Here is a 21,867-nt window from a genome sequence, read left to right on the forward strand (position 1 = left end):
AGATTTTCAATCGTTTTCGTTAATAAGTTTTTCTGAAACAGTTGTTAAATAATATACAAAAAGCAGATAATTCCTCAAAAAATTGCCTGCTTTTTTTTACATAATAAAATTATTGATATAGCACACAGGAATTATTCACTATCCGGAACCCTGTTTGTATTATTTTTATTTACAGGCTTTTTCTTGTCTTCAAACTTAATATATTCCGGAGCCAGCTCACTATCGGGTATGTCTGTTGAATTATTAGAATTAGCATCCTGAATTTTTACATTTTTAAATACTTTATTTATCAACTCTTTAAAAGTATCAAAATCCACTTCATACGTTAGCCCTACCCCTTGTGTATAACCTATTCCCTCTCCTAAAAAGTTGATGTCATTTTCTCGGTTAAATACCCTGGCATTAAGTGTACCGTCTTCGTTAATACGCAGCTTTACCTCTATATTACCTACAATAGCACTTTCATTAACACCGCCTACCGGTACCCCCAGCTGCCCGTTAATGGTAACCCTGTCATTAATTTGAGATGAGAGCGTAAGCCCAAACTGCGAATTTGTATCTACATAAGGGTTCTTATTAGCCTGTACATAATTAACGCTAATGTTTACGTTGCCCTTACCATCTGACAGTAAATCGTTAAACAAACTTCCTGCACGCTCAAAGAGGCTTCCGTAAACAGCTGTATTAGCATTAGTAGGACTTATAAAGCTACCCGTAGCGAGAAGCGAAAGCGCCTGGGTTTGTCGGGTATCCATATCGCTCAGCCTGTAATCAAGATCACTCTTCATAACAGAGCTTATACCCGGAAAGTTAATACTAAAATCAGGTTCCGGATTTAACAGGCTACCTTGTAACGATATTATAACTTCGGTTTGTATGTTACGACTAAAAGTAGGTGTTTCTAATAGTACCGATGGATTTGCCTGTGTGCGGTACACCGCTTCGAGGTTTAATCTTGCACGGGTAGGGTCGCCATCCCATGTTATTGATCCTCCCTGCTTAACGCCAAATTTTTTATCGATTATACCTCCGTACCTAAAAAAGTACTCTCCTTTTTGCACCTGGTAGTCTCCCGTCATATTAAACTTACCAAGCGTGTTTATATTAAGTAACATAGTACCATATCCTGTTGATGAAAGACTATGGCCTGTGTTTTTATCAATAATAACTTCTATCCTGGCATTAGGATTTATTTCAAGGTCAAAGTCCATCTCAAGCCCTTTGTAAGACTTACCCGTTATAGCAGGAATACCTTTGCCTTTATTTTCTTTTTCTTTTGGCGTAAGAAAATGTATGTATCCTGCCGTATTTACATTTGTAGCACCTACATTACTAATAGGTATCTTAATGTCAGTTCCCGGCATCGACTCTGCTTTTGCCTTAATATAAAGCTCTTTGGTAAGCCCCGTAATACTGGCATCACCTTTTATAAAAGCACGGCCGTAATACAGCGCATCATCCGTTTCTTCGGTATCCAGCACCAACAGGTTTTGAGATTCCAGCGCAAGGCCAAGCTCCCAGTCCCTGAAAAGGTTGTGTTTTACCGTTCCTTTAAGTAATCCTTTTGTCTTGAACTTAGTATCCATAATCCAGATGTTACCAAAGATGATCTGGTCTTCGGTAAGGTTTACGGTAGCATTTTCTTCAAAGTTATAATCAGTATTAAGATAGCCTACTTTTACACCACCTCCTTTAATATACAGAATACCATCTATCTCGGGCCTTTTCACATTACCCACAATAGCAGCACGGCCGGATGCCTTACCCCGTATTTCAGGAAAAATACTTTTTAGGAATACAGTAAGCGGGCTGATATCAAAATTTCTGAATACCGCATCCATAGACATTACCGTTTGATGATCTACAATCTCTATGTTTCCATAGGTATTAAAGGTTTCGTCACCATCATGTACTATAGATGTATTTACATTAAACTTACGGAACGATTTATCTCCCGTTACCTGCAGGTTCATATCACCAAGCGTATATTTATTAATACGCAGGGTGTCTATGGTAAGTGCAGCCGCTGGTTCAAACTCGTTTCCGGTTTGTTTAAGGCTTACATCGCCGTTAAGCCTTCCGCCAAAGCTTATACTATCCAGCGATGGTGTTACCTTATGCAGGTCTACATCATCAAAAGATAGCCGCAGGTCTTTATAGTTTTTGCCTTTAAGCGCCCCGTTAAGTTCTACCCGCTGGTCATTATGCGACATAGAGATGTTATCTACCTTAAAATCGGTCAGCTTCTTATTAAAGACGATCTTATTGTCGCGCTCGTCTTCCTCATTAATATACCAAAGGAATTTTTTAAAGTTTACCTCCGATTTTTTAAAACCTACTACCGAGTTACCTTCCTTATCAATAGTGTGGTAAAGGTTTAACTTATAAGAATCATTATCCTTATTACCGCCTTTAAATTCGGTACGCACATATAAGGTATCATTTTCGGTAACGTTTAGCAGGCTAAAGTCAGATACTTTATAATTTTTAACCCGCATGCTATCTACACTTACATAAGCATTGTACAGCGGATTCTTATTATTTACATCAATTTTGATGTTGTTGAATGTATTGTTGTATGCTTCTATGTTGGGCGAATTAAAGCCTAGTACAAATTCGCCCTTATCAGGATTTACACGTCCCCGCAATCGGGTATCCTTACTAACCGATATATCCGGAAATACAATACCTACTATTTTATTATAAATGGTAAAATCATAATCAAGGTATTGCCCCTTTTTAACCTTATGTGGCGAATAGTTAGTATACAGGCTACCTAAGCCATTCTCAAAGATCTTCTGCACCTGGTTTACGTCAAACTTACCCGTAACACGACCTTCTATAATATCCTGGGAGTTTACGCTAATGGTACGCACATTACCTTCATCAAAAGACGAGGCTACAAAAAGATCTTCAAAGTAATAATTGTCGCGGCTGTTTTGATAAGACAGTCTTGATATTTGCAGTGTACCAGCCATATCATTCAGGTTATTACCTGATGCCTCAAAAAGCATATCTCCCTTAAAGATAGAGAGCGTATCTTTTTTCATTATTTTAAGCAGGGCAAGGTCGGCATAATCTATCTGCGCATGGAAATCATAATTATTTACACGCTTACTCATATCTACCAAGCCTTCAAAGCTCATAAGCAGGTTAGGGTCGTTACTGTCTACACTCCCTTTAAAATAAGGCCATTTAAAACGCCCGTCTACCGTAATGTTTTTGTAGTTATAACCATTAAAAACAAAACCGGCTACTTTACCTTTAATGGTAGTGTTAAGCGACTCTTTTCGCATGCCCTTACCATCTACATCAAGGTGCAGGGTAGCAAGGCCAATGGTTTTTACGTTGCTTATGGCGCCTATATTAAACTGTTCCAGATCGATAGTACCTTTGTAAACAGCATCGTTTGGCTTGTTATAGTCTTTAATGTTAAGATTGGCTGTAGCTTCGCCCAGCTCGCTCATAACATACATGTTTGTTTTCAGGTCTTTCTTGGTAAGCACTACATGGCCTACAAGGTCTACACGACCAAATTTCTCCAACACTTCCGGCAGGCTCTTACCCAGTATGCGCGGCATAATACTGCGCAGATTGTTATACTGGGATGACACACGTGTAAAGTTACCATCCATATAAAAACCCGGCCCTTTTTTATCAAACAGGTGCTGAAAGTTTATAGTACCGGTAATTTCGCTTTGCTTATCATCGAGTAATTTAAGGTCGTGCAATACAAAATTATTCAGTGGCCCTTTAAGCGTAGCAGACAGGTAATATTTTTGGTCTTTGCCAAACTCATTATAAAAAAGGTTAAGCTCATTACTGCTTACTGTGGCACGCTCTACTTTAAAATCGAACGGAACACGGTTTACAAAATCCTTCATCCCCTCGCGGGTATAAGTAAGCTTTATATCGCCTTTAAGTTCAGATTCTTTTGTTTTAAGCTCTGCATTTTTAAGGATGATATTTGTTTTGGTATACGAAAAACCGGCAGTAAGGTTCTCAACCAAAAGCCCGCGGTGATCCAGTAATGAAAGTTTTTTGATACTTGCCGTAATTACCGGGCCTTTAATATAGAAGTCTTTAACGTGTCCTCCCAGTTTTTTAAAATCCAGCACGCGGTGTGTTACTGCATTTTCATTGGTCAGGCGAAAGCGTCCGTTGCTTACAAACAGGTCACGCGAGTGAAGACGAAACTTTCCTTTTCCGGGTTTACCATCATCAAATGCTTTTATAAAAAGATCAAGGTTGCTTACATTCTCACCTTTGTAGGTTTTCATGTGTACATCAAAATGCTCTGCCCTTATAGTACCAAAGTACAGTTTACTGTTACCTAAAGATTTAAAACTTAAAATATTAGTTTGCAGGCGGTCTGCGTGTGCAAGGGTATCGTTATGATGGTCAAGGATAAGTACATCCTTCATCTTAACGCCGCCAAAAACAGTTATGGCAACTTTATCTATAGAAATATGTGTACCAAATTGTTTGTTTAACTCATCTGTAGCATAATGTGCTAGCCAGGTTTGCACAAACGGAAGCTGTAAGGCTATGGCAAGCGTAAGTATAAATACCACCAGCCCCAATAAGGTGCGCAGTAGTATTTTTTTAAATTTTTTGAAACCGCTATTTGTCTTAACTTTGTCTTCCAAAATGATGATGTGCCCGTTAGTGGCAAAAGTAGGAATTTTTACAGTGTATTAACTTCCTTTAACCCTTTTTTATAACTCAAAATCCGTGCCTTAATTATGGCTGAAAAGCCCACATACATACTGGCAATAGAAAGCTCCTGCGATGATACCGCGGCAGCTGTATTAATAAACGATAAAGTGCTTAGCAATGTTGTGGCCCGCCAGGACGTGCATGAGCAATATGGTGGTGTAGTACCAGAGCTTGCAAGCCGTGCGCACCAGCAAAATATAGTACCCGTGGTAGATGTGGCGCTTGCCAAGGCAGGCATACAAAAAAGCCAGCTTTGTGCCGTAGCTTTTACACAGGGGCCGGGGCTTATGGGCAGCCTGCTGGTAGGCAGTTCGTTTGCCAAGTCGCTGGCGCTGGCGCTTAATGTACCGCTTATAGCCGTAAACCATATGCAGGCACACATACTGGCACATTTCATTGATGAAGAAGGTTTTGATAAGCCATCATTCCCGTTCCTGGCCATGACCATAAGCGGTGGGCATACACAAATTATTCGTGTAGACAGTTATTTTGAAATGACCGTTATAGGCGAAACTACCGATGATGCCGTGGGCGAAGCCTTTGATAAAAGCGCAAAAATACTGGGGCTGCCTTATCCCGGCGGGCCACTGGTAGACAAATATGCACAAACAGGTAACCCGAAAGCTTACCCTTTTACCAAGCCACAGGTGCCGGGGCTTAACTTTAGCTTTAGCGGCTTAAAGACACAGATATTATATTTTGTTCAAAAACAGGTAGCCGCAAATCCTGATTTTATAAAGAATAACATAGAAGATGTTTGCGCATCCATACAGCATACTATTATAAATATACTTATGGATAAACTGAAGATGGCGGTTAAAGAAACCGGCATTAAGCAGGTTGCTATAGGTGGTGGCGTATCGGCTAACAGCGGTATACGCAATGCCCTTAAAGAAGCTGAGAAAAAATATGGCTGGAAAACTTTTGTACCTAAATTTGAATATACGACTGATAATGCCGCAATGATAGGCATTGTGGGTTATCGTAAATATCTTGAAGAGCAATTTAACGATGCCAGCGTAACCAGCAAAGCCAGAATAGAATTATGAGGATATTCAGTATAATTATACTGCTTGTTTACAGCATGGGCTGCATTGCACAAAAAACACCTGAAGATTTTGGCTTCAGGGAGTTAAAGTATAATTATAAGGGTACCGATGTAACTATTTTGATCAGTTCAAAAAAAGGTGAAGAAGACATCAAAAAGCCAATAATGCTGTATTGCCAGGGCAGTCTGCCGCAACCCGTGCTTAAATATGACCACAGGGGGCTTTATGGTGTATTCCCTTTTGGCGAAAATACATTTCAGGACAGCTATCATGTGGTGGTTATAGGCAAGCCCGGTGTACCTGTAATAGCCGATGTAAAAGAACTCGACAGTAACAATTATGCTTTCTATAAGAATGGCACTGCTACTAACGATTACAAGAGTAATAATAACCTTGAATACTACCTTGGGCGAAATAACTTTGTAATTGAAAAATTGCTTAAAGAACCCTGGGCTGCTAAAAAAGGGCTGGTTGTTGTGAGTCATTCAGAAGGTACTTATGTGGCCGCTAAAATGGCTTCAACCAATAAAAAGGTAACCAAAATAATACTTTCTTCGGCTAACCCTTATGGCCGTATCCTGAGTATATTGGCACAGGACCGTTTTACCGGTAACGATGAAACAACGCTCGATTACTGGAAAGATATAGTAGCTGACAAGGAGAATACAGGAACAAATGGTAAAAGCGATAGCTACAAAACAACCTACAGTTTTTCTGAACCAATTGCCGAAGACCTGCTAAACCTGAAAATTCCTGTGTTGTTTTGCTACGGTACTAAAGATTGGTCTGCACCTTACAATGACCTTTTACAAACAGAAGCCATAAGGCGTGGCAACCGTTATATTACTTTTTTGGCGTATCGCGGACTGGAGCACAACTACTTTCCGGTAGATGAAAAAATGAATGCCGATCTCAATATTTATAACTGGACAAAAACAGGAGCTGACTGGAAAACCTGGCTCGAAAAAACGAAATAAAATGCAATTATTTTACAACCCCGACATAACCCCTGATGCCACTACCTTTACTTTTGATAAGGAAGAAAGCCGACACATAGTTAAAGTATTACGCAAGAAAGAAGGCGATACCATACACATTACCAATGGAAAAGGCTACCTGATTACATGCGAAGTTATTTTTGCCAATGAAAAAAAATGCGAGGTAAAAATTACCGGTCAGCAATTTCATGCACCTATGCCCTACCGCCTGCACCTGGCCGTAGCCCCTACCAAGATGAACGACCGCTATGAGTGGTTTCTTGAAAAAGCTGTAGAAATAGGCATTACAGAAATTACACCGCTTATTTGCGAACATAGCGAACGCGTTAATTTTAAGGCAGACCGCTTTGAAAAGATTTTACAAAGCGCCATGAAACAGTCGTTGCAATACTATATGCCTGTTTTAAACGAGCCTGTGCCGTTTAATACGCTTGTAAAAGAAGAACGTGACGGCTTGCTATTTATAGCGCACTGTGAGGAAACAGACAAAAAACTACTTAAAACAGAGCTTAAACCTACCGAAGCTGTTACCATACTTATAGGCCCTGAAGGAGATTTTAACACTAAAGAAATTAATCTGGCACTGAGCCAAAACTATGTTCCGGTATCTTTGGGTAATACCCGTCTGCGTACTGAAACTGCTGCTGTTGTAGCTGCCCACAGTGTAGCTTTTGTAAATGAGTAATAAACTTTTTTATTAAGCATCAGATTATTTCACAACAAGACATATTAAAATACATTTTTTTCTGTCAGACGATTACGAAACCAATACCTTTGTGGCATCAATTATTTGTCAGAAAAAACAATGCGTTCTAAATATTACCTTGCTGCCATAACAGCATTTGCAATTTGGGGGATGTTCAGCTTTGTGCTGCGTCCGTTACATGACTATCCCGCACCCGAAATTTTATTCTACCGCATTTTTACCTGTGTACCGTTTATGGTACTGGGCAATGTATTATTTCGTCGTAAGGCCATAACCGAAACAAAATTATTTGTCGCAGGCCTTACCCCTACACGCCGCCGTAATCTGGGTTTATTATTGGTTTTAAGCTCTTTGATGCTATCGGCAAACTGGTTCTTTTTTATTTATGTAATGAACTACATTAGTGTAAAGGCTGCATCCTTCTCTTATTTGGTATGCCCGCTGCTTACTACAGTATTTGCATTTTTTATTTTAAAAGAGCGGCTTACAACAATACAATGGGTATCAATAGGCATTAGCGTGCTAAGCTGTGTACTATTATCATTAAACGGTAGTGCCGATCTTTTTTACAGCCTGCTCGTAGCCGGAAGCTATGCACTGTACCTTGTAATACAAAAAAAATTCAGCGAGGTAGATAAGTTCATCCTCTTATCGCTACAGATACTTATTACCGCTTTAATGCTACTGCCTTTTTATATAAAATACAGCGGCCCCTTACCGAAAGACACTGTATTTTATACTTACATAGCCATTATAGCCGTAGGTTTTACAATCATCCCTATGCTACTAAATTTGTTTGCTATTAAAGTTATAGCATCGTCTACACAGGGTATATTGATGTATATTAACCCTATTATTGGCTTTTTACTGGCGGCATTTTACTATAAAGAAGAAATAGCCCCTATACAGATTGTAGCTTATTCGCTAATTGCGGTAGCAATTATTGTTTTTAATATAGGAAGCTATTTTAAGAGTCGAAAGATTTAAAGTCAAAAGGCTCCGGACTGGATATAACTTCTATAATATATTCCTCTATAAAGCTTTGTAAAACTGGGCGAAATAGTTAAAAACAGAAATGCCCCACTTTCGCAGGGCATTTCAAACCAACCAACCAATAAATTATCCAAGTAAGGATAATTTGTTTTTAGTGTTTTGCCATCATGGCAGGATCTATGTTTATTTGCAGCCCCTGTGCTACACCAAGGCCAAGGCTTATATCTGCCCTAAACCAGTGGCACAACTGACGGTTTATAATTTCTTCGCGCTTAGGGCCGGCAATGCCGCTCATAGCACCTACAATATTGCTTATCGTATTCTTTTTAGCCTCTGCATCCATCAGTCGGAAAAGGTTGCCCGGCTGTGTATAGTGGTCATTCTCTCCTTCAGCATTTCGGTCGTACCAGTTTGCTGTAAGGCTTTCCAGTTCCCATGCAGGCTCTTTATAACTTTGATCTTCTACAATAGTATCAAAACTGTTAGGGTAATAATTCGGCTTGCTGCCACCATTACCATCTACACGCATTTGTCCGTCGCGCTGGTAATTATTTACAGCAAACGGGCAACGGTTTACCGGGAGCTGCTCATAGTTTGCACCAAGGCGGTAGCGGTGCGCATCAGGATAGCTCAGTAACCTGCCCTGTAGCATCTTGTCGGGGCTATAGCCTATACCGTCTACAATATGCGCAGGTGCAAAGGCAGCCTGTTCTACCTCGGCAAAATAATTATCCGGGTTACGGTTCAGCTCAAAAGTCCCCACATCAATAAGCGGATAATCTGCATGTGTCCAAACCTTAGTAAGGTCAAACGGGTTAATGTGATATGTTTTAGATTCTGCTTCAGGCATTACCTGTATCTTCATTTCCCATTTAGGGAAGTTACCATTATCTATATTTTCAAAAAGGTCGCGCTGCGCAAAATCAAGATCTTTACTTTTCATCTCAGCAGCTTCGGCATCGGTAAAATTTTTGATGCCCTGCGATGTAATGAAATGGAATTTCACATAAAACCTCTCATTCTGTGCATTAATAAAACTAAACGTGTGGCTGCCAAAACCGTGCATATGGCGGTATCCGTATGGTGTACCCCTGTCGCTCATTAATATCAGTACCTGGTGCAGGCTTTCAGGGCTTAGCGACCAAAAGTCCCACATCATGGTAGGCGACTTCAGGTTAGTCTGCGGATCACGCTTTTGCGTATGTATAAAATCACTGAATTTTTTAGGATCTTTTATAAAGAACACCGGTGTATTGTTACCCACCAGGTCCCAGTTACCATCTTCGGTATAAAACTTTAAGGCAAAACCACGAGGGTCACGTTCGGTATCGGCAGAACCTTTTTCGCCACCTACAGTACTAAAGCGTAACAGCATTCCGGTTTGTTTCCCCATCTCGCTAAATATTTTTGCTTTTGTATATTTTGTAATGTCGTGCGTTACGGTAAAAGTCCCAAAAGCCGCAGAGCCCTTTGCATGCACTACCCTTTCTGGTATGCGCTCGCGGTTAAAGTGTGCCATTTTTTCGTGCAGGATATAATCCTGCAACAATATTGGGCCACGGGGACCTACAGTTTGAGAGTTTTCATGTTCTGCATAAGGGCGGCCTGATGCTGTAGTTAGTTTTTGCTGTTCCATTATGATAGTAATTAGGTATTGAATTAATCTACACAAAAATAAAAATCAATAGATTTTAATTATTCATATTGACATTGATTTTGCTTATTGTGTCATTAGCAAATCCCAAGCCTTATCATTAAAAATTTGTCTATCAGAAAATTACAAAATATTATTCACATAAGATTAACGATATACCGTAAATTTACTAAAAACTATAAAACCATCGATAAACGGCAATATGCGGCATACAGCTTAATGATAGCGGTAAACAGATAAAATAGGGAACGCTTTTTGCCTTACTTTTGAAAAAACTATCAATAATGAAAAAAGTACTCTTAACAGCACTGGCCATTAGTGCTGTTTCTTTCACTTCGCAGGCACAACTAAAAGGGCTTGTAAGTAAAGCAAAAGATAAAGTAACCGCTGCTACCGGTAAATCAACACTTAGTAATACTGACATAGCATCGGCACTTAAAGAAGCCCTTAATAAAGGGGTGACCGAACAGGTTACAAAACTTACTGCTGAAGATGGCTTTTATAAAAATGAAGCTGTAAAAATATTGCTGCCGCAAGAACTGCAAAAAGTTGATAAAAAACTGCGCCAGATAGGCATGGGCAAACTTGCAGATGAGGGTATTAAAGTACTGAACCGTGCTGCCGAAGATGCCGTTAAAGGGGCTACACCCATTTTTGTGAACGCCATTACATCTATGTCGTTTACAGATGCCAAAAATATACTTATGGGCGCTGATAACTCTGCGACAGCTTATCTTGAAAAGACAACTACAACACCTCTTTATGGAAAGTTTAGCCCCGTAGTAAAAACATCGCTAAGCAACGTGGGGGCCGATACCGTTTGGGAAAAGATCATAACAAAATATAATGGCCTGCCACTGGTAACAAAAGTTAACCCGGACCTTACAGATTATACTACAAATAAAGCTTTAGAAGGTGTATTTAAAATGATAGCGGTTGAGGAGAAAAGCATCCGTACAGATCTTGCCTCAAGAACATCAGACCTGCTGAAGAAAGTTTTTGCGCTACAGGACTAATATTAATAAACAAGGCATAAAAAATCCCGTATCAAAAATTTGGTACGGGATTTTTTATCCTTTAAAATACGCCTACAATACCGGCCTGGTTATATCCTGCCCTAAAGTTCCAGCTTATCCTATGGCGCTTAGGGTCTTTTATTTTCTCCAATTCGTATTTTTCGTTTTTCTTTAAAAAATGATCTACTGCCTCTACAGTTAATACGCTAATGCCTATACCTAATCCTACATCGCTAATCCAGTGGGCACTGTCCCACAGGCGTGATACAGGTGTAAGCAACCCGACAGACAAGATACCTGCCTTAGCCCAGGGATTGCTAAACTGTTTTGAAATAGCGTAAATTGCTGTTGTAGATAAAATGGTATGACCTGAGGGGAATGAGTGATATTTGGCTTCACTGGCAAATGGCTTAAAATGCATATTACCATAATCCGCATTAGGCCTTGCCCTGCCTGCTATTGATTTTGATACTGTTTGTATAAGCCCTCCTGCCGTAGCCGACGATATTATGAGCACACCGGCATGCCTTAGTTTCTCACTTTTTGTAATAAGGCCTGTCAGATAAATACCCGCAGTAACCGAATAGTTATATTGAGGCTTGCCCATATACCAGCCGGCATGATGAAAACCTATAGGTATGCCATCTCCCTGTTTTTTAAAATATGGCGCAGCACCTTCATCCATAAACAATAATGCTGTTGTACCTGCAACAAAAGCTCCTATAGCAGGCAGATTTTCTTTTTTCCAGTGCAAAGGTGCGGCATAAGTATAAACCACGCCTCCAAAAATATTTTTAAGGTCGTAGCTAAGCCTGCGCCCAAATGTAGTATCTGTACGTACACTTGCTGTTCTTACCTCCGGATTAAGCAGTATACTGTCATTTTGAGCAAACAATTTAGAAGGCAGTAAAATGCCGAAGGTAAGAAACAATACCAGTATAATTGTAAAAGCTTCATTGTAAACGTATTTCATTTCCCGTAGCTATATATAAATTGATCAATGAGTATGCGGCAAAAGTACTACAAAAATTTTAGCACAACATTAGCGGTTTCGGGTTTTATAATACGGAAAAAAATATGTTGCTTTATACCACATAAAACTGAACCTATTTATGAGAAGACTCATTTTACCCCTATTCTCTGCCTGCATATTACTTTCGGGCTGTGCTGAACTGCAACAAGCTGCCACTAACTTTCCACAAAGTGGCATACTTACTAATGCTGACATTGCTGCCGGCCTTAAGGAAGCTCTTGATAAAGGTATTGATAAGGAAGTTACCAAACTTACCGCCACCGATGGTTTCTATAAAAATGAGCTGGTTAAGATATTACTCCCGCCCGAACTCCAAAAGGTAGACAAAGGCCTTCGCAATATTGGCCTGGGCAGCCTTGCCGACGAGGGGCTTAAAATGATGAATCGTGCCGCCGAAGATGCCGTTAAAGAAGCTACTCCTATTTTTGTAAGTGCTGTTAAGAACATGACCTTTACAGATGCGCGCAACATACTACTTGGTAATAATACCTCAGCTACCACCTATCTGCAAAGTACCACTACTACACAATTGTATGCTAAGTTTAACCCGGTTATAAAATCGTCGTTTAATAAAGTAGGTGCAGATGCCGTATGGAGCAACATTATTACTAAGTACAACACTATACCACTCGTTACAAAAGTGAACCCAGACCTTACTGATTATGTTACAAACAAAGCGTTGGAAGGGGTTTATAGAATGATAGCCGTAGAAGAAAAAGAAATACGCACTAACCTTTCTGAACGTACAAGCAGCCTGCTTCAAAGGGTATTTGCTTTACAGGATAAGAAAAGCTAACAAATTTGTTTACAGACAGATACATATAACATAATCTTAACATTTAGGGTAGATATTTTTTGGTAATTTGCATATCAAATAAATGGTTTTCTCACATTTGGTTAGGGTTAGTTAGAAAAATGCCGGTGCCGTTTGGTGTCGGCATTTTTAGTGTAAGTAAAATTTTACAGAGAAATTTTAATGTAAAACATATTTTTAATTAATGCAACCCAGCAATTTTTTCAGATAATGCAACAGCATTAACACACGTAAAAATTGTAGATTTTTTTCTTATAATTTCCCGTTAAAACATTTTGAAAATTGCTGTACTTTGTTACATTTGCTTAAAAATTGCGCTGTATGAAAAAGTCATTTATTGCCCTGTGCCTGCTGACTTATGCCGTAGGATTCAGCCAGGAATGGTATACCGAATTTGATGTCGCTAAACGAAAAGCTGCTGCATCGGGCAAGCAGATACTACTCGTTTTTAACGGGCCGGAATGGTGTGGCAACTGCACAAAACTTGATGACCTTGTTTGGGACAGCCCCGAGTTTAAGGCTGAAGCCGAAAAACGCTGGGTACTGCTACGCGCTGACTTTAAACAAAAGAAAGGCATGCCCGAACCTTTTAATGTAAACGACGAAAAAATTATCCTTGCAGAAAAGTACAACCGCGATGGTTTTTTCCCGTTTGTGGTACTGCTCGACCCTACCGGCCGCAAGCTAGGCAAGACCGGCTATGAAAACCTTGCAACGGCTAATGATTATGTAGCACAGTACGTAAGTATGGGGAGGTAATTACACAGGCTCCTGTGCGCGTTCCTGCAATTGTTTAAAATAAGCAAATGCTTTTACAATACGGCTGCCATACCAGCTAAACATTTCGCCATCTACAAAAATAGTTTTGGCATGGTGGGTATGCCTGCCCAACTCAAAAGCATCTTCATCTTTAAATGGGTAAGGCTCTGAAGGCAGAAAGACAATATGCGGATCGCCCTGTATGCGCATTTTTTGCACAATAACTTCAGGGTAACGCCCTTCGCGCTCTTCATAAATATTTTTAAAGCGGTTTAGCTTAAGCATTTCGTTTATAAATGTACCGTTACCGGCCACCATATACGGATCTTTCCAGATAAAATAGGCACAACGCTCCCAGGGTTTATCTTTTATATACGTTTCAAAATCCTGAAGCCCAAAACTTATTTTATCATTCCATTGGCGTGCAGACGTACGTACACTAAATATCTTACCAAATTCGGCTATCATATGCAGCGTATCGGCAATACTATTAATGTCCGTTACATAAACCGGCGCTATGGCCTGCATGGCAGCTACAATTTCGGGTGTATTCTCTTCTTTATTGGCAATAATAATATCGGGCTGTAACCCGGCTACTTTTTCGGCATTTACCTTTTTTGTGCCCCCTGTTATCGTTTTGGTCGACTTTATATGATACGGGTGTACGCAAAATTTGGTTATGCCCACCAAACGGTCTTCAAGGCCCAGGTCAAAAAGCAATTCCGTAAGTGATGGCACCAGCGATACAATGCGCATCGGTAGTTTTTCTAAAGTGATGGAATTACCCAACTGGTCAACGTATGTTTTCATTACCAATAACTATAAACTATGAACAATAAACTACAAACCGTATTTAAGCGCTTTTAATCTTGACGCTACGAGTATCTCTTCCATTTCCTGCTGCATTTTCAGGGCTTCTTCGCGGGCTTTCTCAGCAAAGTCTTCTCCTTTAGAAGCATATATAATACCACGCGAAGAGTTAACCAGCAAACCTACTTTATCATTCATTCCGTATTTGCATACGTCCTGAAGGCTGCCTCCCTGCGCACCTACACCGGGTACAAGAATAAAACTATCAGGTATAATGTTACGTATTTCAGTAAAAAACTCCGCTTTAGTAGCCCCTACCACATACATAAGGTTATGGCTGTTAGTCCAGGTTTTACTGGTTTCTAAAACAGTTTTATATAACTCTTTGCCTCCTGCATCTTTCGTCTGAAAATCAAAAGCACCTTCATTACTGGTAAGCGCCAGCAGTATGGTAAACTTGCCGTCTAACGCCAGGAACGGCTCTACACTATCCTTTCCCATATAGGGCGCTACGGTAATAGAATCAAAATCCATATCCTGCAAAAATGCCTTTGCATACATAGCACTGGTGTTACCTATGTCGCCACGTTTAGCATCGGCTATTGTAAAAATATCAGGATAATTTTTATTGATATATGCAATGGTCTTTTCCATCGCATTCCAACCCTTTAGTCCGTATGCCTCAAAGAAAGCCATATTAGGCTTATAGGCCACACAAAGATCGTGCGTAGCATCAATAATTGCTTTGTTAAATTCAAAGATAGGATCTTCAGTTTCCAGCAGGTGTTGCGGAATCTTGGTAAGGTCTACATCGAGCCCTACGCTCAGGAACGATTTCTTTTCGAGTATCTGCTGGTACAGTTGTTCAGTAGTCATTTTTTGTTGTGTTGTAGTTGTGGGTGCAAAAGTACTTTTTAAATTGAAAGATTTAAAATCTTTCAATTTAAAAATAGAGATTCCTCAACTTCGTTGCACTGCGTTCGGAATGGAACATCACTCATACCGAATCACCAAATCGACAAATTACCTTACCCCAGCCATTCCCTAAAATCATTAACCCTTTCGCGGCTAACAATAACCTCGTCTTCTTTATAGGTAGGCAGTATAACCTTAAGGCGGCTGTTAGTGTATACCACAATATCTTTAATATTAGTTACCGATACTATAAACTTGCGGCTTACGCGATAAAACTGCTTTGGGTCGAGTTCGGTTTCCAGTTGCTCCAGGGTGCTTTCCAGCAGGTAATCACGGTTATCTGTTGTATGAATGTACGTACCTTTATTCTCGCTGTAAAAACACTCAGCATCTTCAACATTTATCATTTTAAGGTGCTGCCCCATTTTTATGGTAAAGCGTTTTTTATAGGCTTTCTCAGCAGTATTACCTGCAATCATACGCTTTATCTGATCAAAATCCAGCGATACAGGCTCCGGTTTGGGCAAACGCTGCTTAAACTTGTTCACAGCTGATTCCAAGTCATCTTCATCTATAGGCTTTAGTAAATAATCAATACTGTTAAGCTTAAAGGCGCGCAGAGCATACTCATCATAAGCAGTAGTAAAAATTACCGCACTGGTTATGGGCATAGCTTCAAATATTTCAAACGAAAGCCCATCGCTCAGCTGTATATCCAGAAAAATCAGGTCGGGTTGCGGGTTATTGGCAAACCATTGCAGCGACTCTTCTACCGAATGCAACATTATAGTGGCATCAAGCCCCAGTTTTTGCAGCTTGCGTTGCAGCATACGCGCTGCGGGTTTTTCATCTTCTATAATGATTACATTCATGGCTTGGTAATTTTGTTTGGATGGTGCAAGCTAAAATATTTTTTTTGATTTATTGAAGAGCTATTTCGCAAAGATTTTCAAAGTAGCGCAAAGAAACACAAAGTGAATGTTCCTAATCCATTCGAGTGAAGCTATTCCCCTCCTTCCGGAGGGGTGGCTGAAAGCCGGGGTGGGCTAATTAATAATTATCACTTATTATTTTCCCCACCCTGCGCGCGCATCTCCAGAGGGGAATAGCTTCACTCAAACAAAATACTTTCTTGTCTTAGTTCAATGCACACAACTTCAACATATCGCAACTTTGCATTGTAATCAACTGAAATACTAACGATCATGGACAAGAGAGATTTTATAAAAAAAGGCCTTATGGGTACCGGAATGTTTATTACATCTGCTGCCTTAGGCGATGCGCTTAAAAACGAGATTGACGAAATACAGCCTCTAGAAACTATGGGCTATAACCACCTGCCAAACCCGGATTCTAAAATACTGGAAAATACCGTGCTGCATAAAGCCGGAACCCGTGGACATGCTAACCATGGCTGGTTAGACAGCCATCACACCTTTAGCTTTGCTAACTATAATAATCCTGATCGCATGCACTTTGGCGTACTGCGTGTGCTTAACGACGACCGTGTAGATGCCGGCAAAGGCTTTGGCACACACCCGCACGATAACATGGAAATCATCTCTATTCCGCTGGAAGGAGATTTAGAACATAAAGACAGTATGGGCAATACCGCCGTTATTAAAAGGGGCGATATACAGGTAATGAGCGCCGGTACGGGCATACAACATAGCGAATATAACCGCAATGCGGACAGGCTCACCAAGTTCCTGCAAATATGGGTATTCCCTAATAAACGTAACGTTACCCCACGCTACGACCAGATAACACTTAAAGAGGCCGACAGGCAAAATAAGCTACAACAAATACTTTCGCCCAATGCTGATGATGCAGGCGTATGGATACATCAGGATGCGTGGTTTAATCTGGGTACGTTTGATAAAGATTTTACAACCACGTATAATATTAACCAAAAAGGAAACGGCGTATACGTCTTTGTAATAAAAGGTGATGTAACTGTAGGCGGAATTGCGTTAAACGAACGCGATGGACTGGGTGTATGGGATGTAGACACTTTTAGCCTGCAGGCAAATTCTCAGGATGCCGAGGTGTTACTGATGGAAGTACCCATGACCTTATAATTTTTTAAGAGTAAGTGGTTTTCTTGTCCTAGTTCAATGCCGGGGCAGTTTCCCTCCCCTACCTTTGCTTCATCAAAATTGATAAAATAATTAAAAATAATAACCATAACATTTTATAATCATGGCAACAACAAAATGGGTATTAGACCCAACACACTCAGAAGTTACTTTTAAAGTAAAACACTTAATGTTTACAAACGTATCTGGTAACTTCACAAAATTTGAAGCTACAGCTGAGTCTGACGACGAAAATTTTGACAATGCTTCTTTCGCATTTAGTGCAGAAGTAGACTCTATCAACACTAACAATGCAGACCGCGACGGACACCTTAAGAGCGCTGACTTTTTTGATGCTGCCCAGTTTCCAACAATCACTTTCAAATCTACTAACGTAGTTAAAGCTGAGGAAGGCGAATATGTTGTTACGGGTGACCTTTCTGTTCACGGCGAAACTAAAGAAGTTACCCTTGCAGTAGAATATGGCGGTATCCAGAAAGATCCTTGGGGTAATATTAAATCAGGCTTCTCTGTAGTAGGTAAAATTAACCGTAAAGATTTTGGCCTTAGCTGGAACGCTGCCCTTGAAACCGGTGGTGTTATGCTTGGCGAAGAAGTAAAACTGGCGCTTGAGCTTCAGTTTGTAAAACAATAATTTTTCTCTCCCGAAAAACTATCTTTATATATATATTTCCTTAATCCCTGCTATGGTAAACATAGCAGGGATTTTTTACTTTAGTTTATGTCATTTGCAGGCACAAAAAAGTCCCGCAAAAACGGGACTGATTATTATGTTCTGATTTCAAAATAGCGAATAAATAAATTAGCCTAAACTACATATTCCTCCTGTACTGACCTCCTACTTCAAATAAGGCTGAAGTAATCTGGCCAAGTGAACAGAATTTAGTTGCTTCCATAAGCTGTTCAAAAATATTTTTATTCTGTATTGCAGCCTCCTGAACAATTGCCAATTGCTCATTAACCTGTTCTTCATAAACTTTATGCAAACTTTCAAGCGTTTGTATCTGAAACTGTTTCTCATCCTCTGTTGCGCGGATAACCTCAGCAGGAACTACTGTAGGCGAACCTTTAGAACTTAGAAACGTATTTACACCAATGATAGGAAACTCACCTGTATGCTTAAGAGTCTCATAATAAAGGCTTTCTTCTTGTATTTTAGAACGTTGATACATGGTTTCCATAGCACCAAGAACACCACCACGCTCTGTAATACGGTCAAATTCAGCCAGTACAGCATCCTCTACTAAATCAGTTAGCTCCTCAATAATGAACGATCCCTGAATAGGGTTCTCATTTTTAGCAAGCCCAAGTTCTTTATTAATAATAAGTTGTATAGCCATAGCACGACGTACGCTTTCTTCTGTAGGTGTAGTTATGGCCTCATCATAAGCATTGGTATGCAGCGAATTACAGTTATCGTAGATAGCATAAAGTGCTTGTAATGTGGTACGTATATCGTTAAAATCAATCTCCTGCGCGTGTAGCGATCTACCCGATGTTTGTATGTGGTATTTAAGCATTTGTGCACGCTCGTTAGCGCCATATTTGTTCTTTAAGGCTTTAGCCCAAATTTTACGTGCTACACGGCCTATCACGGCATATTCTGGGTCTACACCATTACTAAAAAAGAACGAAAGGTTTGGCCCAAAATCGTTGATGTTCATGCCACGGCTCAGGTAGTACTCTACATACGTAAATCCGTTAGCTAATGTAAAGGCTAATTGCGTAATAGGGTTAGCCCCCGCCTCTGCAATATGATACCCCGATATAGAAACTGAGTAGAAATTCCTGACATTTTTTTCGATAAAATACTCCTGCACGTCTCCCATAAGACGTAGTGCAAATTCAGTACTAAAAATACAGGTATTCTGCGCCTGGTCTTCTTTTAAAATATCTGCCTGAACGGTACCGCGAACCTGGCTTAACGTACTTGTCTTTATTTGGTTATAAACATCTAAAGGCAATACCTGGTCGCCGGTTACGCCCAGCAGCATCAGTCCAAGTCCATCATTCCCCTGTGGCAGGTCGCCGTTATAACGCGGACGCTCAAGACCTTTAGCCTTGTATATCTCATTAATCTTATTATCAACCTCATCTTCAAGGCCATTAGCCTTAATATACAGCTCACACTGCTGATCTATGGCAGCATTCATAAAGAAGCCCAGCAGCATAGGTGCAGGCCCGTTTATGGTCATACTTACAGATGTAAGCGCATGAGCAAGATTAAAGCCTGAATATAGTTTCTTAGCATCATCAAGACAACAGATGGATACACCTGCATTACCTATCTTACCATAGATATCCGGACGTAGATGCGGGTCATTTCCATAAAGCGTAACACTATCAAATGCTGTAGATAAGCGCTTTGCAGGCAGTCCGGCACTTACATAATGAAAACGCTTGTTAGTACGCTCAGGGCCGCCCTCTCCGGCAAACATACGCGATGGGTCTTCTCCCTCACGTTTAAACGGATATAAGCCTGATGCAAACGGGAACTCTCCCGGTACATTCTCCTGAAGGCACCAGCGTAATATATCGCCCCATGCCTGATATTTAGGCAGCGAAACCTTTGGTATCTGGCTGTGTGATAACGATTCTGTATGGGTTTGAATTTTAATTTCTTTATCCCTTACCTTAAAGCTATAAACCGGATTTTTATATTTGTTTACTTTATCATCCCACGTAAAAATAACCTCCCAGTTATAAGGGTCTAGGTTCATTTTAACACGGTCAAATTCTGCCAGTAGTAATCGTAAGAAATCTTTGTCGCATTGGGCATCAGTAAGGCCATCTGTATCAATACCAAATTTTGATAAACTTAGTTTAATACCCGTAACAGATTCTATGGTCTTATAAATACCATACAGCTTTTGGGCTACCTCCTGCTGGCTTGCAGCCGTTGCATCATACTTACGGTTGTTCTCAGCTATTTCGCTCAGGTAGCGTGTTCTGTGCGGCGGTATCACAAAGATCTTTTCGCTCATTTCGCGGGTAATGGCAAAAGTAGATTGCAGGTTAACACCCGTTTTATCTACTATTTTATCCATTATCTTTTTGTAGAGCGTGTTCATGCCCGGGTCGTTAAACTGGCTGGCAATCGTACCAAAAACAGGCAGGCTGTCAGGGCTGGCATCCCACAGGTTGTGGTTGCGCTGGTACTGTTTTTTAACATCACGCAGGGCATCTAAGGAGCCGCGTTTATCAAACTTATTTATGGCTACCAGGTCGGCAAAATCAAGCATATCGATCTTCTCCAGCTGGGTAGCGGCACCAAACTCAGGTGTCATAACATATAAAGACACATCGCTGTGCTCCAGTATTTCAGTATCACTCTGGCCAATACCCGATGTTTCTAATATAATAAGGTCGTACTGTGCTGCCTTAAGTACCTGTATGGCCTCAGCAACATATTTAGAAAGCGCAAGGTTACTCTGGCGTGTAGCCAGCGAACGCATATATACCCTAGGGTTATTAATGGCATTCATCCTGATACGGTCGCCCAGTAAAGCGCCGCCTGTCTTGCGTTTAGAAGGGTCTACAGATATAAGGCCGATGGTTTTTTCAGGAAAATCAATAAGGAAACGACGTACAAGTTCATCTACTAAAGATGATTTACCCGCACCACCCGTACCGGTAATACCCAGCACTGGTATGGTTGTATCTTCATTTTGTTTATGAATGGCATCCAGCGTGGGCTTAGCCACTTCCGGATAATTCTCGGCAGCTGAAATTACTCTTGCAATTGCCGTAGGGTTTTTATCTGCAAGATGCTTCACTTCGCCGTTAAGGCTGTCGCCAATAGGATAATCTGCGCGCTGTACAAGGTCGTTGATCATGCCCTGTAATCCCAGCTCACGACCATCATCCGGCGAATAGATACGCGTAATGCCATATTCATGCAGGTCGCTTATCTCTTCCGGCAGTATAACGCCGCCACCTCCGCCAAATATTTTGATATGCCCCGCACCTTTTTCTTTAAGCAGGTCGTACATATATTTAAAGTACTCATTATGACCACCCTGGTATGATGTCATTGCAATAGCATTGGCATCTTCCTGTATGGCGGTGTTTACCACTTCTTCCACACTACGGTCGTGCCCCAGGTGAATTACTTCTACACCCGTAGACTGGATGATGCGGCGCATAATGTTAATGGCGGCATCGTGACCGTCAAACAACGAAGCGGCTGTTACAATACGTACTTTATTTTTTGGAATATAAGGCGTTACTGGTTCCATGTTGAAATATCTTCAATTTTAAGTGTGCAATTTAGCAAATTATTAAGAATACTAAACTTTTCAA

General features: G+C 40.5%; 16 protein-coding genes. 9 read left to right on the forward strand and 7 right to left on the reverse strand.

From position 1 onward, the window contains the following. Window positions 1–131 precede the first annotated feature (131 nt). Entirely contained in the window at window positions 132–4,649 is a 4,518-nt protein-coding gene (locus tag DYH63_RS08170; protein WP_116788343.1) for a translocation/assembly module TamB domain-containing protein, read from the reverse strand. Between the two features lie 96 nt (window positions 4,650–4,745). On the opposite strand from DYH63_RS08170, the gene tsaD reads away from it, so the two are divergent. From tsaD to DYH63_RS08190, 4 genes are all read left to right on the forward strand, one after another. Continuing rightward, window positions 4,746–5,768: a tRNA (adenosine(37)-N6)-threonylcarbamoyltransferase complex transferase subunit TsaD gene (gene tsaD / locus DYH63_RS08175; protein ID WP_116788344.1), complete on the forward strand. Its 1,023-nt coding sequence runs from the start codon at window positions 4,746–4,748 to the stop codon at window positions 5,766–5,768. Then, a complete protein-coding gene (locus DYH63_RS08180; RefSeq protein ID WP_116788345.1) occupies window positions 5,765–6,745 on the forward strand; it encodes a hypothetical protein in 981 nt (326 codons plus the stop codon). Before tsaD ends, DYH63_RS08180 begins: the two co-directional genes overlap by 4 nt. Before the next feature lies 1 nt (window position 6,746). Further along, window positions 6,747–7,451, forward strand: coding sequence for a 16S rRNA (uracil(1498)-N(3))-methyltransferase (locus tag DYH63_RS08185; RefSeq protein WP_116788346.1), 705 nt, complete (start codon window positions 6,747–6,749; stop codon window positions 7,449–7,451). Window positions 7,452–7,571: 120 nt separating this feature from the next. Beyond that, window positions 7,572–8,459 carry an EamA family transporter gene (locus tag DYH63_RS08190; RefSeq protein WP_116788347.1) on the forward strand — a complete coding sequence of 296 codons (888 nt, stop codon included), beginning with the start codon at window positions 7,572–7,574 and terminating at the stop codon, window positions 8,457–8,459. Between the two features lie 157 nt (window positions 8,460–8,616). Here DYH63_RS08190 and DYH63_RS08195 read toward each other — a convergent pair whose 3' ends face one another. Next, on the reverse strand, window positions 8,617–10,101 hold the full coding sequence (locus DYH63_RS08195) for a catalase (protein WP_116788348.1): 1,485 nt from the start codon (window positions 10,099–10,101) through the stop codon (window positions 8,617–8,619). Window positions 10,102–10,403: 302 nt separating this feature from the next. On the opposite strand from DYH63_RS08195, the gene DYH63_RS08200 reads away from it, so the two are divergent. Further along, window positions 10,404–11,135, forward strand: coding sequence for a DUF4197 domain-containing protein (locus tag DYH63_RS08200; RefSeq protein ID WP_116788349.1), 732 nt, complete (start codon window positions 10,404–10,406; stop codon window positions 11,133–11,135). Window positions 11,136–11,196: 61 nt separating this feature from the next. On the opposite strand, the gene DYH63_RS08205 is transcribed toward DYH63_RS08200, so the two are convergent. Continuing rightward, window positions 11,197–12,108 carry a phosphatase PAP2 family protein gene (locus DYH63_RS08205; protein WP_116788350.1) on the reverse strand — a complete coding sequence of 304 codons (912 nt, stop codon included), beginning with the start codon at window positions 12,106–12,108 and terminating at the stop codon, window positions 11,197–11,199. Between the two features lie 139 nt (window positions 12,109–12,247). Here DYH63_RS08205 and DYH63_RS08210 point away from each other — a divergent pair, with 139 nt between their 5' ends. Both DYH63_RS08210 and DYH63_RS08215 read left to right on the forward strand, forming a co-directional pair. Continuing rightward, entirely contained in the window at window positions 12,248–12,964 is a 717-nt protein-coding gene (locus tag DYH63_RS08210) for a DUF4197 domain-containing protein (RefSeq protein WP_116788351.1), read from the forward strand. 339 nt (window positions 12,965–13,303) lie between these two features. Beyond that, a complete protein-coding gene (locus DYH63_RS08215) occupies window positions 13,304–13,741 on the forward strand; it encodes a thioredoxin family protein (protein ID WP_116788352.1) in 438 nt (145 codons plus the stop codon). Here the strand turns inward: DYH63_RS08215 and DYH63_RS08220 are convergent, their stop codons facing one another. From DYH63_RS08220 to DYH63_RS08230, 3 genes are all read right to left on the reverse strand, one after another. Continuing rightward, a complete protein-coding gene (locus DYH63_RS08220; protein WP_116788353.1) occupies window positions 13,742–14,551 on the reverse strand; it encodes an ABC transporter substrate-binding protein in 810 nt (269 codons plus the stop codon). 30 nt (window positions 14,552–14,581) lie between these two features. Further along, window positions 14,582–15,427 (reverse strand): orotidine-5'-phosphate decarboxylase, encoded by an 846-nt coding sequence (pyrF, locus tag DYH63_RS08225; protein ID WP_116788354.1) that lies wholly within the window; start codon window positions 15,425–15,427, stop codon window positions 14,582–14,584. A 152-nt stretch (window positions 15,428–15,579) separates the two neighbouring features. Further along, complete coding sequence (locus DYH63_RS08230; protein ID WP_116788355.1) at window positions 15,580–16,338, reverse strand: LytR/AlgR family response regulator transcription factor; 759 nt, start codon at window positions 16,336–16,338, stop codon at window positions 15,580–15,582. Window positions 16,339–16,827: 489 nt separating this feature from the next. Between DYH63_RS08230 and DYH63_RS08235 the strand changes: the two genes are divergently transcribed. Both DYH63_RS08235 and DYH63_RS08240 read left to right on the forward strand, forming a co-directional pair. Further along, window positions 16,828–17,547, forward strand: a complete 720-nt coding sequence (locus DYH63_RS08235) for a pirin family protein (RefSeq protein WP_240409106.1) — start codon at window positions 16,828–16,830, stop codon at window positions 17,545–17,547. Between the two features lie 121 nt (window positions 17,548–17,668). Beyond that, window positions 17,669–18,199, forward strand: a complete 531-nt coding sequence (locus tag DYH63_RS08240) for a YceI family protein (RefSeq protein WP_116788357.1) — start codon at window positions 17,669–17,671, stop codon at window positions 18,197–18,199. 178 nt (window positions 18,200–18,377) lie between these two features. Here the strand turns inward: DYH63_RS08240 and DYH63_RS08245 are convergent, their stop codons facing one another. After that, complete coding sequence (locus tag DYH63_RS08245) at window positions 18,378–21,803, reverse strand: methylmalonyl-CoA mutase family protein (RefSeq protein ID WP_116788358.1); 3,426 nt, start codon at window positions 21,801–21,803, stop codon at window positions 18,378–18,380. Between the last annotated feature and the right edge of the window lie 64 nt (window positions 21,804–21,867).

The sequence above is a fragment of the Flavobacterium psychrotrophum genome (assembly GCF_003403075.1).
GTDB lineage: Bacteria > Bacteroidota > Bacteroidia > Flavobacteriales > Flavobacteriaceae > Flavobacterium > Flavobacterium psychrotrophum.